This is a genomic window from Streptomyces sp. NPDC087310 (assembly GCF_044744405.1).
In the GTDB taxonomy this organism is placed as follows: Bacteria; Actinomycetota; Actinomycetes; order Streptomycetales; family Streptomycetaceae; genus Streptomyces.
The window spans coordinates 922,655-938,823 of the sequence record NZ_JBIUYF010000001.1; the positions used below are offsets into that span (position 1 = coordinate 922,655).

A 16,169-nucleotide genomic window follows, 5' to 3' on the forward strand; every position below is an offset into this window, starting at 1 on the left:
CGCCCGGACCGTACGACTCGGGCTACCGCACACCGAACCTGCGTCGGGCCAGCAGGACGGAGGCCAGGGAGACCACGGCGAGCACCATCAGGTACCAGGTGGGCGCGAGCTTGTCGCCGGTCACGTCGACCAGCCAGACCGTCACCACCGGTGTCGTCCCGCCGAAGAGCATCACACCGATGTTGTAGCTGAGCGCCATCCCCGTCGCCCGGCTGCTGATCGGGAACAGGTCCGCCAGCAGCGCGGGGAGGGAGCCGAAGTAGCCGGCCTTCAACACACCGACCAGGAACATCACGCCGAGGATGAGCCCGAACCCGGGGTGCGCCACGAGGAAGGCGAAGGAGGGGTAGATCAGCAGCAGGATCAGTACGGCGAACGCCGCCATGATCCGGATCCGGCCGACCCGGTCGGACCAGAAGCCGACGAAGGGGGTCATGACCGCGAGGACACCACCGGTCACCATGGTCGCCGCGAAGCCGGTCGAGGCCGGCAGGTCCAGTTCCTTGACGGCGAAGGTCGGGATGTACGAGATGAAGTAGGTGACGGCGGTGGAGACCGCGAGGGTGCCGACGCAGAGCAGGACGCGGAGCTTGTGGTCGCGCACCACCTCCGTCACCGGTTTGCGCTCCGTCGCCGTCCCCGGCTCCGCCCCGGCCTCCGCCGCCGCGCGCTCGAACTCGGGTGCCTCGTCCACGTAACGGCGGATGTAGTAGCCGACCGGCCCGATCAGCAGACCGAAGAAGAACGGGACGCGCCAGCCCCAGGACTCCAACTGTCCTGTGGACAGCGTCGCGGAGAGTACGGTGCCGAAGCTCGCGGCGAGCAGGGTGCTGATGCCCTGGCTGGCGAACTGCCAGCTCGACATGAAGCCCCGGAGTTTCGGGGCGTGTTCCACGAGGAACGCCGTCGAGCTGCCGAACTCGCCGCCCGCCGAGAAACCTTGCAGCAGCCGGGCGACCAGGATCAGGAGGGGAGCGGTGAGGCCGAGGGTGGCGTAGGACGGCATGACGGCGATCAGCGCCGTGCCCAGCATCATCAGCCGGATCGACAGCATGAGCGCCGCCTTGCGGCCCACGCGGTCGGCGTACCGGCCGAGTACGAGCGCGCCGAGCGGCCTGACCAGGTAGGAGACGCCGAACGTACCGAGTGCGAGGAGGAGGGAGACGGTGTCGTCGGCGGCCGGGAAGAAGACCTTGGCGATGGTCGTCGCGAAGAACGCGTAGATCAGGACGTCGAACCACTCCAGCGCGTTGCCGATCGACGCGGCCACGATGACCCGGTACGCCTTGGCCGGAATCGCCGGTTCGGATCCCGATCCCTTTCCGGGTTCCGGCTCCGGTGCGCTGTTCTGCCTGGTGTCGGTGTCGGGAGCGCCCATCGTCAGTGCCCCTTCTCGTGAATCGGGCCATCGCCCTCGTGACTCGGTCCATCGCCGGGTCCGCGGCCGTCGCCGGGTCCGTCGCCGTCGCCGGGTCCGTCGCCGAGGTCCCAGAAGAGGCCCGCCATGATCTGGAGCGCCTGGCGCGCCAGCGGTGCGAGGAGGTGTTCGTCCGGCGCGTGCTGGGCGCAGGCGGGGTAGGAGTGCGGCACCCACACCGTGCTCAGCCCGAGTACGTCGGCGAACGCGTCGTTGGGGATGGATCCGCCGAGGTTGGGCAGGACGGCGGGCGGCTCGCCCGTGGTGCGCTCCACCGACCGGGCCGCCCACCGCACCCACGGGTCGTCCGGGTCGGTCCTGGTGGCCCGCATGGTCCAGCCCACCTCGACCTCGACCATGGGGAAGCCGTGCCGGTCGAGATGGTCGCGCAGGGCCTGCCCGAGGGTGGCCGGGTCGGTGCCGACCACGAAGCGGAGCTGGCAGTGGGCGTGGGCGGTGCCGGGGATCGCGCCCACCGGGGCGACCGGGTCGCCGGCCGACAGGGCGAGCACTTCGAGGGTGTTCCAGCCGACGAGCCGTTCGGCTGGGGTGAGCCCCGGTTCGCCCCAGCCCTCGTCCACGGCCGGGTCGTCCTTGCCGCCGCCCACGGTGATGTCGGCCAGGGCGGCCCTGACGCTCTCGGGTACGGCGTCCGGCCGCAGCCCGGGGACGAGGATCCGGCCCCGGCCGTCCACCAGGGTGGACAGGGCGTTGGCCAGTACGGTCGCGGGGTTGCGCAGCAGCCCGCCCCAGTTGCCCGAGTGGTGGGCGCGTTCACGCAGCGGTACGCGCAGGGTGAAGGCGGTCGTGCCGCGCGAACCGAGAAAGAGGGTGGGCCGCTCGGCGTGGACGCGCGGCCCGTCGGAGGCGATCAGCAGATCCGCCGACAGTTCGTCCTTGAGCAGGGCACAGACCTCGGCGAGCCCCGGCGAGCCGGACTCCTCACCCGTCTCGATGATCACCTTGAGGTTGAAGCCGAGGTGTCCGCCCCGGGTGCGCAGCACCTGGTCGAGGGCGACCAGGTTGACGGTGTGCTGGCCCTTGTTGTCGGCGGTGCCGCGCCCGTACCAGCGGTCCCCCTCGACCACCACGCGCCAGGGTTCGAGCCCGACCCGCCACCGCTCCGCCTCACCGAGGACCACATCGGCGTGCCCGTAGACGAGTACGGTCGGCAGCTCGTCGGCCTCGTGGCGCCGCGCGACCAGGAAGGGGCCCCGGCCGGCGACGGGGTTGTCCACGATGCGGGTGGTGCACCCGAGGCGGGTGAGGGCGGGGATCATCTCCGCTTCGAGATACGACCGGAGCCCGTCCACCGGGTCGGCGGCCTGGCTCTCGGCGGCCTGGCTCTCGGCGGCCTGGCTCTCGGTGGCCTGGCTTTCGGTGGGTATCGCCACCCTTCGTTCAAGATCTGCCAGAAAGGAGCCGGAATCGAAGTAGTCGACTGCCCGGTCGATTGCTGCGGAGCGCGTCACGGTGACCCTTTCTCGTCATACCGAGGAAACATCAGGACATCCGGGGAAAACATTTACCGCGAATCGAATTCGCGTCATTGGGATGGCAGGCTACTGAGACGCACGGGTTGACACAATTGCAATAATCAGAAGGCACCCTTGCCCGATGGGCAACGGACACGGCATTGACAGGCCGGGGAACGAGGGGCGGTGAGCGGCACGATGGATCTGACGGGTTCCGGGCTGCGCTACTTCCTGGAAGTGGCGCACATCGGCTCCATCGGCCAGGCGTCCGAGCGCCTGCATGTGGCGGCCTCGGCGATCAGCCGGCAGATCGCCAAGCTGGAGCACGACATCGGCGTGCCGCTGTTCGAACGGCGGCCCCGAGGAATGGTGCTGAGCGAGGCGGGAGAAATACTGGCGGCCTATGCGAGACGCCATCAGCTCGAATCCGAGCAGGCCCTCACCGATATCCGGAGTCTCGGCGCACTGCGGCACAGCACGATCCGGCTGGCCAGCTCCGAGGGATTCGCCCGCGATTTCCTTCCGGAAACCATCGTCGCATTCCGCGAGAAATATCCAGGAGTTCAGTTCCAGCTCCATGTCACCTCCCCCGGGGGAGCGACCCAGCAGGTCCGTGACGGCACCGCCGATCTGGCCGTGACGTACAGCCTCGCGCCGGAGAAGGACATCCGGGTGGAGTTCTCCGCGGCCCAGCCGATCTACGCGCTGATGCCCGACGGACACCCTCTCGCCGACCGCGAGGAGATATGGCTCGCCGACCTGCTGCCGTATCCGCTGGCCGTCATGGAGCAAGGCACGACGATCAGGCAGGTCTTCGACATCTGCGTGAGCCTGGAGGGGCTGGCTTTCGAACCCGCCTTTGTCAGCAACTACTCGGGCGCGCTGGAGAGCTTCGTCCGGATGCGGGGCGGGGTCACGCTCGTGGGGTATCTGACGATACGGCGGCGGCTGGGCACCGACGGGATGAAGGCCGTGCCGATCAGAAATCCCGAACTGTCCCGCCGCAGCGTGCAGATCCAGTCCATGGCCCGCAGAGCCCTCCCCGCAGCCGTCTCCGCCTTTCTCGCGCACCTCGTCACGCACACGGAAGGGCCCTGAGCGACCAGCGGGCAGCGGGCAGCGGGCAGCGACCAGCGGCCAGCGGGCGGCGACCAGCGGAACGGCGGAAGTGCCCCGCGCGAACCATTCGGCGCCGCTGATCGTCGTACAGGAAGGTGGCCGCCCGGGCCCACCGAACGGGGACCACCTCTGGGGGGAACATGCCACTGCCGAGACCGGCGCAAGCGCTGAAGTCACTCACGGCAGTGAAGGCACTGACAGGGCTGAAGCCGGCGAGGCTGAAGGCGCTGCTGGGTGAGCCACGTATGCGGCGGCGCGCCGTGCAGGCCGCCATGCTGGCCTGCGTGTTCGCGCTGGCGCCCGCGGGCTGGATGCACGCGGTCGCGGACAGCCGGGTCCGTACGGTCGCGGACGCCCCGGCCAGGGACGTCGCCGTGGTCTTCGGCGCCGGGCTGCGGGAGGGCCGACCCTCGCCGTATCTGGCCCACCGGCTCGACGCCGCCGCCGAGTTGTACCGAGCGGGCCGGGTGAAGGTCGTACTGGTCACCGGCGACAACAGCCGGGTGGAGTACGACGAGCCCGACGCCATGCGCGCCTACCTCGTGGAGCGCGGCGTTCCCGACCGGCGGATCGTCAGCGATTACGCGGGTTTCGACACCTGGGACTCGTGCGTGAGGGCCAAGAAGATCTTCGGGGTCGAGCGGGCGCTGCTGGTGACGCAGAGCTTCCATGTCCGGCGCGCGGTGGCGCTCTGCGGTACGGCGGGGATCGACGTGTACGGCGTCGGGGTCACGGAGCCGCACAACGTGACCTGGTACTACGGCGCGGTACGGGAGATCTTCGCCTCCGGGAAAGCGGCGGCCGACGCCGCCACGGACCGGCAGCCCACCTTCCTCGGGCCGGCCGAACCGGGGGTGGCCGAGGCGCTGGACCACGCGCGTACGGTCGCGGTCGGCCGGTACGTTCCGTAGCAACAGGGGGCCTGCCGCCTCGGCCAGGAGTGGGGTCGGGCCATGGCCTCCTCCGGCATACGGTGGGGGTATGACGACCCCTCCGCCGCTGCTCGTGACCGAGGTCGACGGACAGCCCGCCACCGCCGACGACCTGCGCCTGCGCGCGCTCGACTCGTACGGGCACTTCACCGCCCTCCAGGTCAGGGACGGCAGGACCCGCGGCCTCGGCCGGCACCTCGCCCGGCTGGACTCCGCGACCCGCGAACTGTTCGGCACCGGGCTGGACGGTGCGCACGTACGGGAGCTGCTGCGGCACGCGCTCGGTACGGTACGGGACGCCTCGGCCCGGGTGTACGTCCACCGGCCGGACGGCACGCCCGAACCGACGCTGATGGTGACCGTACGGCCGCCCGTGGACCTGGCCGAGCGGGCGCAGGGCCTGACGTCGGTCACGTACGAGCGCCCTGTTCCGCACATCAAGCATCTCGGGGGCTTCGCCCAGATCCACTACGGGCGGCTGGCGCGGCGCGCGGGCTTCGACGACGCGCTGCTCGTCGACGCGGCCGGGGTGGTGTCGGAGACCGCGATCGCCAATGTCGCCTTCTGGGACGGCACTTCGGTGGTCTGGCCGGACGCCCCGGCCCTGAACGGCATCACCATGGAGCTGGTGGAGCCGCTGCTCCCGGCCGCCGGGCTCCGCTCCGTACGCCGTGAGGTGACCCTCGCGGAGCTCTCCTCGTTCCGGACCGCGTTCGTCACCAACTCGCACGGAATCGCGCCGGTCGACCGGATCGACGGGACGGTCCTGCCGGGGGACGAGGCGCTGGTCAAGACGGTGCGCGAGGTGTACGAGGGCGTGGCGTGGGACCGGATCTGAGCCACATCAGAGGTCGGCCGTAGCAGGGGCGGCCGGCCGTAGCAGGGAGGTCACACCGCAGCAGGCGCCCTCACGCCGTCCACTGGTCGAACGCGAGCTTCGCGACCAGCGAGAACACCACCACCAGCAGCACCCCGCGGACGAACTCGCTGCCCTTGCGGAGCGCCATGCGCGCGCCGAACATCCCGCCCGCCAGGTTGAAGACCGCCATCAGCCCGGCGAGCTGCCACAGCACCGTGCCCTGGTAGGCGAACATGGCGAGCGCCCCGGCGTTGGTGCAGACGTTCACGATCTTCGCGGTGGCGGACGCCGTCACCAGATCCAGGTGGAGGACGGCGGTGAGCCCCAGCACGAGAAACGTTCCCGTACCCGGCCCGAAGAGCCCGTCGTAGAAGCCGATCCCGCCGCCCACCAGCACGATCGCGAGGATCGTCCGCTGCCGCCCCACCGGGCCGCCCGCCTGCTCCCGGCCGAACGACGGCCGCAGCATCACGAAGGCGGCCACCCCCAGCAGCACCACCATGATCACCGGCCGCAGCGTCTCGCTGCTGATCCCGGCCGCGAAGAACGCGCCGGTCATCGACCCGGCGAGGGCCATGAGCCCGATCCGTACCGCCGTCCCCACAGCGACCGGCGCCCGGCGCGCGTATGTGACCGCCGCGCCCGTGGTGCCGACGATCGCCACGGCCTTGTTGGTGCCGAGGATGTGCGCGGCGGAGGTGTGCGGCAGGCCGAGCAGCAGCGCGGGCAGGAGCAGCAGCCCTCCCCCGCCGACCACGGCGTCGATCCAGCCCGCCGCGGCGGCGGCGAGGCAGAGCAGAACGAGCACGGTCAGCGATATGTCGGGCATGGTCGTGACCTTATGAAGCGGGTACGTGCCCTGTCCAACGACATCTGCGACCGCCTTCCCGCGCCCCGCGCCGCACGCTTCTCCCCTCGCCGCACACTTCTCCCCGCGCCGCACCCCTCCCCTCTCCCCCCTTCCCCCACCGCCCCTCACACCCGCGCGCCGACCACGCTGAGCACAGCGTTCCGTCCGGGAAACGGCGGCGATGCGGCCGGGTAACCGCCGCCGCGCAGGCTTCCAGCCACGACCTACCGATGGAGGCCCCCGAGATGTCCACCCCCACGATCGTGGTCGTCGGCCACGGAATGGTCGGCCAGCGGTTCCTGGAGGCCCTGGCCGAGCGCGGCGTGACCGAGCGGGCCCGGGTCGTGGTGCTGTGCGAGGAGCCGCGCCCCGCCTATGACCGGGTGCGGCTCAGCTCGTACTTCGACGGCCGTACGCCCGAGGATCTCGCCCTCGCCGAGCCGGACTTCATGGCGCGCCACTCCATCGAGCTGTACGTGGGTGACCCGGCCGAGGCCGTCGACCGCGCCGCCCGTACGGTCACCTCGCGGGCCGGGCGGGTCTTCTCCTACGACACGCTCGTGCTGGCCACCGGCTCGTACCCCTTCGTGCCGCCGGTGCCGGGCAAGGACGCGACCGGCTGTTTCGTCTACCGCACGATCGAGGATCTGCTCGCGATCGAGGAGTACGCGATGACGGCCCGCACCGGCGCGGTCGTCGGCGGCGGGCTGCTCGGTCTGGAGGCGGCGGGCGCGCTCAAGGGGCTCGGGCTCGCCACGCACATCGTGGAGTTCGCCCCCCGGCTGATGCCCGTGCAGATCGACGACGGCGGCGGGGCGGCCCTGCTGCGCACGATCGAGTCGATGGGGCTGACCGTCCACACGGGCGTGGGGACGCGGGAGGTGACGACGGACGCCGACGGGACCGTCACCGGCATGGCGCTGTCGGACGGCACCTCGCTCGACACCGATCTCGTCGTCTTCTCGGCGGGCGTGCGCCCGCGCGACCAGCTCGCCCGCGACGCCGGGCTGGCGGTCGGTGAGCGCGGCGGGATCGTGGTCGACGCGCGGTGCCGGACGTCCGACCCCGCCGTCTTCGCGATCGGCGAGTGCGCGCTGGCGTCGGACGGCCGGGTGTACGGGCTGGTGGCGCCCGGGTACGAGATGGCGACGACGGTCGCGGACGCCCTGGCGGCGGACGGGGGCGGCCCGGCCGGCGGCGGTTTCACCGGCGCCGATCTGTCGACCAAGCTGAAGCTGCTGGGCGTGGACGTGGCGTCGTTCGGCGACGCGCACGGCGCCGCGCCCGGCTCGCTGGACGTCGTCTACTCCGACCCGCAGGCCGGTGTCTACAAGAAGCTGGTGGTGGACGGGGAGGGCACCCTGCTCGGCGGGGTGCTCGTCGGGGACGCCGACGCGTACGGCATGCTGCGCCCGCTCACCGGGAGCGTACCGCCGGTCCCCGCCGCCCGGTTGGTGGTGCCGGCCGGGGTCGGCGCGCCGGCGGCGATGGGCCCGGAGTCGCTGCCGGACGAGGCGGTGGTCTGTAGCTGTCACAACGTCAGCAAGGGCGCCATCTGCGCCTGTTCCTCGCTGCCCGAGGTGAAGAAGTGCACCAAGGCGGGTACGGGGTGCGGCAGTTGCGTCAAGGTGATCGGCCAGTTGCTGGCCGCGAGCGGCAACGGGCCGGCCGACCAGGGGCTGTGCGGCTGCTTCCCGTACACCCGGAGCGAGTTGTACGAGATCGTCCGCACCCTGCGGGTCACCTCGTACGCCGGGCTGCTCGACTCGCACGGCCGTGAGGGGGCGCGCGGCGGTGACGGCTGCGAGATCTGCAAGCCGGCCGTCGGCTCGATCATCGCCTCGCTCGCCCCGGCGCTGGGGGTGAGCGGTTATGTGCTGGACGGCGAACAGGCCGCGCTCCAGGACACCAACGACCACTTCCTCGCCAACATCCAGCGCAACGGGTCGTATTCGATCGTGCCGCGCATCCCCGGCGGCGAGGTCACGCCGGAGAAGCTGATCGTGATCGGGGAGGTGGCCCGGGACTTCGGCCTCTACACGAAGATCACGGGCGGCCAGCGGATCGATCTGTTCGGCGCCCGCGTGGACCAGTTGCCGCTGATCTGGACGCGGCTGGTGGACGCGGGCTTCGAGTCGGGGCACGCGTACGGGAAGTCGCTGCGTACGGTCAAGTCCTGTGTGGGGCAGACCTGGTGCCGCTACGGCGTCCAGGACTCGGTGAAGATGGCCATCGACCTGGAGCTGCGCTACCGGGGGCTGCGCTCGCCGCACAAGCTGAAGTCGGCGGTGTCGGGGTGCGCGCGGGAGTGCGCGGAGGCGCGCGGCAAGGACTTCGGGATCATCGCCACGGCGAGCGGCTGGAACCTGTACGTCGGCGGCAACGGCGGCGCCGACCCGCGCCACGCGGATCTGCTGGCGCAGGACCTCGACGACGAGGGACTGGTACGGCTGATCGACCGGTTCCTGATGTTCTACATCCGCACCGCCGACCGGCTGGAGCGTACGTCCGCGTGGCTGGAGCGGATCGAGGGCGGTCTGGACCATGTGCGGGACGTGGTGGTCCATGACTCGCTGGGGCTCTGCGCGGAGCTGGAGGGGCTGATGGCGGCGCATGTCGCCGGGTACCGCGACGAGTGGGCGGAGACCATCAACGACCCGGAGCGGCTGCGGCGGTTCGTCTCGTTCGTCAACGCGCCCGACGCGCCGGACCCGTCGGTGAAGTTCGTACCGGAACGCGATCAGGTCAAGCCGGACCTGGTCTTCCTCACCCTGGAAGGGGCGACCGCCCGATGACCGCATCAGACACGCTGGAAGTGCTGCTCGGGGACGGTACGTGGTTCCCCGTCTGCGCGGTGGCCGCGCTCACCCCGGGGCGCGGGGTGGCCGCGCTGCTGCCGGACGGCCGTCAGGTGGCGCTGTTCCTGGACCGGTCGGGGCGGCCGTACGCGGTCTCCAACCGGGATCCGTTCTCCGGGGCGTACGTCCTCTCCCGGGGCCTGACCGGCACGTACGAGGGGCGGATCTTCGTGGCGTCCCCGCTGCTCAAGCAGCGCTTCGAGCTGGCGACCGGCCGCTGCCTGGACGACGAGGAGGTCGCCGTCCAGGCGTACGAGGTACGCGTGCGGGCGCGGGTAGGGGACGAGGCGCCGGCAGGGGACGAGGCGCTGGTGACCGCTACGACATAGTGCAGGCGGTGCCGTTGAGCGTGAAGGCGCTCGGGGCGGTGTTGCCGCCGCTCCAGGCGCCGTTGAAGCCGAAGGACGTCGAACCGCCCACCGCGATCGCCGCGTTGTGGGCGGCGTTGACGGCGGTGACCTGGCTGCCCGACTGGGTGAGGGTGGTGTTCCACGCCGAGGTGACGCTCTGGCCCGAGGGCCAGGTCCAGCGCACCGTCCAGCCGTTGACCGGGGTCGTGCCGGTGTTCCTCAGCGTCACGTTGGCGGTGAAGCCGGTGTTCCACTGGCTCTGCACGGTGTAGGAGACCGCGCAGCCGGTCGTCGGCGTGGGACCGCCGCCGTCACCGCTCCAGCCGAGGGCTTCGGCGATGCCGTAATAGGCGGGCTTGGGCTGGAAGTTGGCGTCGTACGGGGTGGCCGCGCCCTGGCCGGGGAAGACGTCAGGGATCCACGAGTCGGAGTCGGTGAAGCCCCACGCCGTGACGCCCGCACAGCGAGCGACAGCCAGACAGGCGCTGGTGACCGCCTTGAACTCGTTCTTCTGCTGGGCGAGTTGGGCGTCGGTGGCGGGCAGCGTCATCCGGATGTCGAGTTCGGTGATCGCCACGTCCACACCGAGGTCGGCGAAGCGCTGGAGGTTGGCCTGGAGGGTGGACGGCACCTGGCCGAGGATGAGATGGCCCTGGAAGCCGACACCGTCGATCGGGACGCCTTGCGCCTTGAGCCGCTGGACCAGTGCGTACATCCCGTTGCTCTTGGCGCCCGTACCATCGGTGTTGTAGTCGTTGATGTACAGCTTGGCGGCGGGATCGGCGGCGCGCGCGGCCCGGAAGGCGTCGGCGATGTAGGACTCGCCGAGCTGGGTGTAGAACTTGCTGGCCCGCATCGTGCCGTCTTCGTTGAGCGGCTCGTTGACGACGTCCCAGTGGTCGATCTTCCCCTGGTAGCGGGCGGTCTCGGTGGTGACGTGGTCGGTCATGATCGTGCGCAGTTCGGCGTCGCTGAAGGTGCCGTTGGCCAGCCAGTTGGGCATCTGGCTGTGCCAGACGAGCGTATGGCCGCGGACCTTCTGCCCGTTGGCCGCGGCGAAGTTCACCACCTGGTCGGCGCCGCCCCAGTTGAAGGAACCGCGGGTCGGCTCGACCGATCCCCACTTCATCTCGTTGCCGGGGGTGATGGAGTTGAACTGGGCGCCGGTGATGCTGCCGTACGTACCGGTCAGCTTCGACGCGGTGACGGCGGTGCCGTAGTAGATCCCCTTGGCCGCGGCGAGGTCCCGCAGAACGGGGTCGGCGGCGTGGGCCGGGGCGGCGAATCCGACCAGGGCGACGGCCGCGGCGGTCAGGGCGGAGACGGTGGCCGCGGCGCGCGCCGCGAGGGCACGGGCGCCGGGGCCGGGTCTGAGTCCGGGCCTGGGGCTGGGCCTGGGTCCGGGTCTGAGTTTGGGGCTGGGGCTGATCAAGGCGCGGAGATTCCTCACGATCGTCCCTTCTCGTGGAGGCTCCTGACGTTTCGGAAAGTTCGCTGAAACTTTCGAGCGTGGCGCAGGGAGGAAGGTAGAGGCGCGGCTGACGTTCGTCAACGGGCGACGGCGAAGGCGAAGGCGCCCCGACGGCGCCCACCCCCTCCCCGGCTCCCGCTCCGGCTCCCCGGTTCTCGGCGCCCGCCTCCCCCCTCTGTTCTCCGGCGGGATCGCCTACGAGATGACCGGCCCCCGGGCGTAGAGCCCGTCCGCCGTGGCACGGCCCCGCAGCAGGGCCGTGCCCAGCGGGGTCACCGTGTGCAGCACGGCGTTGCCGTGGCGCAGGGTGACGACGAGGCCCGACTCCCGCAGCACACAGGCGTGCTGGCTGGCCGAGGCGAGCGACACGCCTGTCCTGCGGGCGAGTTCGCTGGTGGTCGCGCCCTGCTCGATGGCCTGGAGGACCGCGGAGCGGGTGTGGCCGAGGAGCCGGCCGAGCGTGGGGCCGCAGCGCTCGGCGGCGGCGGGCGCGTCGGAGTGGGTGACCGGGTAGACCAGCACGGGCGGCAGCCCGGGATCCCGGGGGACCACCGCCGTGGAGCGGCAGAAGAAGGACGGCTGGAGCAGCAACCCGCGCCCGTCCAGGCGCAGTTCGCGCTGTACGGGATAGTCGGCCTCCAGGACGGGGCCGGACCAGCGCAGCATCGGCGGGAGCGTGGCGAGCAGCCGGCCGGCGCCGCCGTCGAGCAGGGCCCGGCCGCGCAGCGCGCGGTCGCCGTCGACCCTGGCCCGGATCTGCGGCCAGTACGGCTCGACGGCGACGCGGTAGTACGTACGCAGCGCCTCCACGAGCCGGGCGAGACAGCCGGGGCCGCCGTCGGCGAGCGGGGCGAGGCGCCGGCCGGGGTCCTTGCGCGCCGGGCGGGCTCCGCCGACGGCGAGCAGGGCCAGTTCGGCGCGGACCCGCTCCTGCGGGGTCGCGCGCAGCGCTTCGAGCCCCGCCTCCATGCCGAGGCGGCCTTGCGCGGGGGTGAGGAAATCCGGGAAATAGCCGCGCCGCGGAACGAGCGCCGAGAGCAGGCTTGTTTCACCTTTCAACCTGGTACGCGTTTCCTCGCGCCATTCCCCGTAGACAAGCGGTCCGCGCCGATCCCGTATTCGATGAAAACTGAGAATCGTCTCCCACAGCGGATCGGGCCCGGCAGCCATCCTGACCCCACCCAGGTCTTTGCCGGTGAAATGAATACGCAGCACTTCTCATCCCCACCTGTTGCGTCCACCATCGCGCCCCATCACTGAGTATGCACGCCATCACCTGCTGTTACCACGGTGTTTCAGCCACAGTTGAAACGCATCGCGGAGGCCCCTCGTCCAGCGAAAAGCTGTACCTCGTCGGGCATGAAACCTGAACGACCGAAAAGGCGTGACGAAGGCCGTGGGGGGCTTTGCACGCTCGGCGGCGGTCGGTACGGGTTGCGGCTCCATGTCCGGCTCGCGTAATGGGCACGGCCGGTGGGTGGGGATCCTCCGGCCGTGCCCCTCTCCGCTGATTCTTATTCAACTCCGTCAACACCGGGCCGCGTTCACCGGCCGTGCCGGAAACCGCTGTCGCATTCCCCGCGCGGGGACGTCGACGAGGACGTCTGCGGCGACGTCAGCGGCGACTTCTGTGGAGACGTCGGCGGCGACGTCTGCGGAGACGTCAACAGCGACTTCTGCGGAGACGTCAACGGCGGCGTCCGCGGGGACTTCTGCGGAGACGTCAACGGCGGCGTCTGCGGAGACGTCACAGGGGCGGGCGCACCGCACAGCACGCCCGCCCCCTCTGTACCCCGGGGCCGCCCCCGCCGGCCCGGCGAGGGTGAGGGATGAACCGCGGGAGCGGCCCCGGTGTCCGGTACGGGGCCACGGCGGCCCCGTCGCCTCCGCTACCGCGAGTCGCTGCCGGCCGACTCCGCCGCCGCGCGCCCCGCCTCCAGCCGCGCCACCGGGATCCGGAACGGCGAGCAGGAGACGTAGTCGAGGCCGACCTCGTGGAAGAAGTGCACCGACTCCGGGTCGCCGCCGTGCTCCCCGCAGACGCCCAGCTTGAGCCCGGGGCGGGTGGCCCGGCCCGCCTCGGCGGCGCTCCGTACCAGCGCGCCCACGCCGTCGCGGTCGATGGTCTCGAACGGCGAGACCCCGAAGATGCCCTTCTCCAGGTACGCGGTGAAGAAGCTGGCCTCCACGTCGTCGCGGGAGAAGCCCCAGACGGTCTGGGTGAGGTCGTTCGTGCCGAACGAGAAGAACTCGGCGGCCTCCGCGATCTGCCCGGCGGTCAGCGCCGCGCGCGGCAATTCGATCATCGTGCCGAGCGCCAGCTTGAGTTCGCAGCCGGTCGCGCGCTCGACCTCGCAGATGACCTGCTCGGCCTCGTCCCGGACGATCTCCAGCTCCTGGACCGTGCCGACGAGCGGGATCATGATCTCGGGGCGTGGGTCGCCCTTGGCGTTCTTGCGCTCGGCGGCGGCCTCCGCGATGGCCCGTACCTGCATGGCGAAGAGCCCGGGGATGACCAGGCCGAGCCGGACCCCGCGCAGCCCGAGCATGGGGTTCTGCTCGTGGAGTTTGTGCACGGCCTGGAGGAGGCGCAGATCGTTCTCGTTGTGGTCCTTGCGTGCCTCGGCGAGGGCGACCCGTACCGACAGCTCGGTGATGTCGGGCAGGAACTCGTGCAGCGGCGGGTCGAGGAGCCGGACCGTCACCGGCAGACCGTCCATCGCCTCGAACAGCTCGATGAAGTCCTTCTTCTGGAGCGGCAGCAGGGCACCCAGTGCCGTCTCCCGCTCGTCCTCGGTGTCGGCCAGGATCAACTTCTCGACCATCTCGCGCCGCTCGCCGAGGAACATGTGCTCCGTACGGCAGAGCCCGATGCCCTGGGCGCCGAAGCGGCGGGCGCGCAGGGCGTCCTCGGCGTTGTCGGCGTTGGCGCGTACGCGCAGCCGGCGGCGGCGGTCCGCGTACGCCATGATCCGGTGGACGGCCTCGACCAGTTCGTCGGCGTCGTCGGCGCCCGCGTGCATCCGGCCCTCGAAGTACTCCACGACGGGCGACGGCACGACGGGGACCTCACCGAGGTAGACCTTGCCGGTCGAGCCGTCGATGGAGACGACGTCGCCCTCCTCGATGACGGTGGAGCCCGCGGTGAGCCGGCGCGCCTTCGTGTCGACCTCCAGCTCCTCGGCGCCGCAGACACAGGTCTTGCCCATGCCGCGGGCGACGACGGCGGCATGCGAGGTCTTGCCGCCGCGCGAGGTGAGGATCCCCTCGGCGGCGATCATGCCTTCGAGGTCGTCGGGGTTGGTCTCGCGGCGGATGAGGATGACCTTCTCGCCGGAGCGCGACCACTTGATGGCGGTGTACGAGTCGAAGACGGCCTTGCCGACGGCGGCGCCCGGCGAGGCGGCGATGCCGCGCCCCAGCAGCTCGCGCTTGGCGGCCTCGTCGAAGCGCGGGAACATGAGCTGCGCGAGCTGGGCGCCGTTGACGCGCTGGAGCGCCTCGGCCTCGTCGATCAGCCCCTGGTCCACGAGCTGGGTGGCGATGCGGAAGGCGGCCCCGGCGGTGCGCTTGCCGACGCGGGTCTGGAGCATCCACAACTGGCCGCGCTCGATGGTGAACTCGATGTCGCACAGGTCCCGGTAGTGGGTCTCCAGGGTCTCCATGATGGCCAGGAGCCGCTCGTACGACGCCTGGTCGATGGTGGCGAGCTCGGCGAGGGGGACGGTGTTGCGGATGCCCGCGACGACGTCCTCGCCCTGCGCGTTCTGGAGGTAGTCGCCGTAGACGCCCTGGTGGCCACTGGCCGGGTCGCGGGTGAAGGCGACGCCGGTGCCCGAGTCGGGGCCGAGGTTGCCGAAGACCATGGAGCAGATGGTGACGGCCGTGCCGAGGTCGCCGGGGATGCGCTCCTGGCGGCGGTAGAGCTTGGCGCGGTCGGTGTTCCAGGACTCGAAGACCGAGCGGATCGCGAGATCCATCTGCTCGCGCGGGTCCTGCGGGAAGTCCCGGCCCGCCTCGCGCGTGACGATCTTCTTGAAGTGCTCGACGAGTTTCCTCAGGTCGGCCACGGGCAGATCGACGTCGGTGGCGGCCTGCCTGGCCTGCTTGGCCTCGTCGAGCGCGTCCTCGAAGAGCGCGCCGTCGACGCCGAGCACGGTCTTGCCGAACATCTGGATCAGCCTGCGGTACGAGTCCCAGGCGAAACGCTCGTCGCCCGCCTGCGCGGCGAGCCCGGCGACCGAGGCGTCGGAGAGGCCGACGTTGAGGACGGTGTCCATCATGCCGGGCATGGAGAACTTGGCGCCGGAGCGCACGGAGACGAGCAGCGGGTCGTCGGACTGGCCGAGCTTCTTGCCCATCCGGGCTTCGAGGGCGTCGAGATGGGCGCTGACCTCGTCGCGCAGGGCGGCCGGTTCCGTACCGCTGTCGAGGTAGATGTTGCAGGCTTCCGTGGTGATGGTGAAGCCGGGCGGGACGGGCAGCCCGAGGTTGGTCATCTCGGCGAGGTTGGCGCCCTTGCCGCCGAGGAGATGCTTCAGGTCTTTGTTGCCCTCGGTGAAGTCGTAGACGTACTTGTCGGAGTGTTCGGCTGTCCGCTCCGAGGCGGCTACGTGGGAATCACTGTTGTCCGGCACGGTCTCGACTCCTCGACGACGCGGTGGCTGACCTGGCTGGCGAGGAACATACCCAGATCGAAGGTGCCTGGGTACGGCCACTTAACTGTCATACGGCCTTAACCGCTCGTCCGCCACCGGATCGAAAGCGCCCCGGCGGCGACGGGGCGCGCGCCGCTCCTTCACGCCTCGAAGCGGGCATGACCCGGACATGACCTCTTG

11 protein-coding genes are annotated in these 16,169 nt (G+C 70.9%); 5 read left to right on the plus strand and 6 right to left on the minus strand.

The genetic code is table 11. The features are described 5' to 3' along the window. Window positions 1-22: 22 nt before the first annotated feature. Together ACIO3P_RS03680 and ACIO3P_RS03685 are read right to left on the minus strand one after the other, a co-directional pair. The gene (locus ACIO3P_RS03680; RefSeq protein ID WP_401850658.1) at window positions 23-1,378 is read right to left on the minus strand and encodes an MFS transporter; all 1,356 of its coding nucleotides are present in this window, start codon (window positions 1,376-1,378) and stop codon (window positions 23-25) included. 2 nt (window positions 1,379-1,380) lie between these two features. Next, entirely contained in the window at window positions 1,381-2,889 is a 1,509-nt protein-coding gene (locus ACIO3P_RS03685; RefSeq protein WP_401850661.1) for a M20 family metallopeptidase, read from the minus strand. Window positions 2,890-3,078: 189 nt separating this feature from the next. On the opposite strand from ACIO3P_RS03685, the gene ACIO3P_RS03690 reads away from it, so the two are divergent. The 3 genes from ACIO3P_RS03690 to ACIO3P_RS03700 all read left to right on the plus strand — a co-directional run bounded on the left by ACIO3P_RS03690 (window position 3,079) and on the right by ACIO3P_RS03700 (window position 5,781). Further along, window positions 3,079-3,990 (plus strand): LysR substrate-binding domain-containing protein, encoded by a 912-nt coding sequence (locus tag ACIO3P_RS03690; RefSeq protein WP_329827212.1) that lies wholly within the window; start codon window positions 3,079-3,081, stop codon window positions 3,988-3,990. Window positions 3,991-4,256: 266 nt separating this feature from the next. Beyond that, entirely contained in the window at window positions 4,257-4,922 is a 666-nt protein-coding gene (locus tag ACIO3P_RS03695; RefSeq protein ID WP_401850901.1) for a vancomycin high temperature exclusion protein, read from the plus strand. 70 nt (window positions 4,923-4,992) lie between these two features. Then, complete coding sequence (locus tag ACIO3P_RS03700; RefSeq protein ID WP_329827210.1) at window positions 4,993-5,781, plus strand: aminotransferase class IV; 789 nt, start codon at window positions 4,993-4,995, stop codon at window positions 5,779-5,781. Window positions 5,782-5,851: 70 nt separating this feature from the next. Here ACIO3P_RS03700 and ACIO3P_RS03705 read toward each other — a convergent pair whose 3' ends face one another. Further along, window positions 5,852-6,631, minus strand: coding sequence for a TSUP family transporter (locus ACIO3P_RS03705; RefSeq protein ID WP_329827208.1), 780 nt, complete (start codon window positions 6,629-6,631; stop codon window positions 5,852-5,854). Window positions 6,632-6,897: 266 nt separating this feature from the next. Here ACIO3P_RS03705 and nirB point away from each other — a divergent pair, with 266 nt between their 5' ends. Together nirB and nirD are read left to right on the plus strand one after the other, a co-directional pair. Further along, complete coding sequence (gene nirB / locus ACIO3P_RS03710) at window positions 6,898-9,447, plus strand: nitrite reductase large subunit NirB (RefSeq protein WP_401850663.1); 2,550 nt, start codon at window positions 6,898-6,900, stop codon at window positions 9,445-9,447. Then, the gene (gene nirD, locus ACIO3P_RS03715; RefSeq protein WP_401850666.1) at window positions 9,444-9,839 is read left to right on the plus strand and encodes a nitrite reductase small subunit NirD; all 396 of its coding nucleotides are present in this window, start codon (window positions 9,444-9,446) and stop codon (window positions 9,837-9,839) included. Before nirB ends, nirD begins: the two co-directional genes overlap by 4 nt. On the opposite strand, the gene ACIO3P_RS03720 is transcribed toward nirD, so the two are convergent. The 3 genes from ACIO3P_RS03720 to ppdK form a co-directional block, all read right to left on the minus strand. Beyond that, window positions 9,829-11,175 carry an endo-1,4-beta-xylanase gene (locus tag ACIO3P_RS03720; RefSeq protein WP_401850903.1) on the minus strand — a complete coding sequence of 449 codons (1,347 nt, stop codon included), beginning with the start codon at window positions 11,173-11,175 and terminating at the stop codon, window positions 9,829-9,831. The two genes, nirD and ACIO3P_RS03720, sit on opposite strands and share 11 nt — an antisense overlap. A 351-nt stretch (window positions 11,176-11,526) precedes the next feature. Beyond that, window positions 11,527-12,546 (minus strand): winged helix-turn-helix domain-containing protein, encoded by a 1,020-nt coding sequence (locus ACIO3P_RS03725; RefSeq protein ID WP_329827204.1) that lies wholly within the window; start codon window positions 12,544-12,546, stop codon window positions 11,527-11,529. 674 nt (window positions 12,547-13,220) lie between these two features. Beyond that, window positions 13,221-15,968 carry a pyruvate, phosphate dikinase gene (gene ppdK, locus ACIO3P_RS03730; RefSeq protein WP_401788663.1) on the minus strand — a complete coding sequence of 916 codons (2,748 nt, stop codon included), beginning with the start codon at window positions 15,966-15,968 and terminating at the stop codon, window positions 13,221-13,223. Window positions 15,969-16,169: the final 201 nt, after the last annotated feature.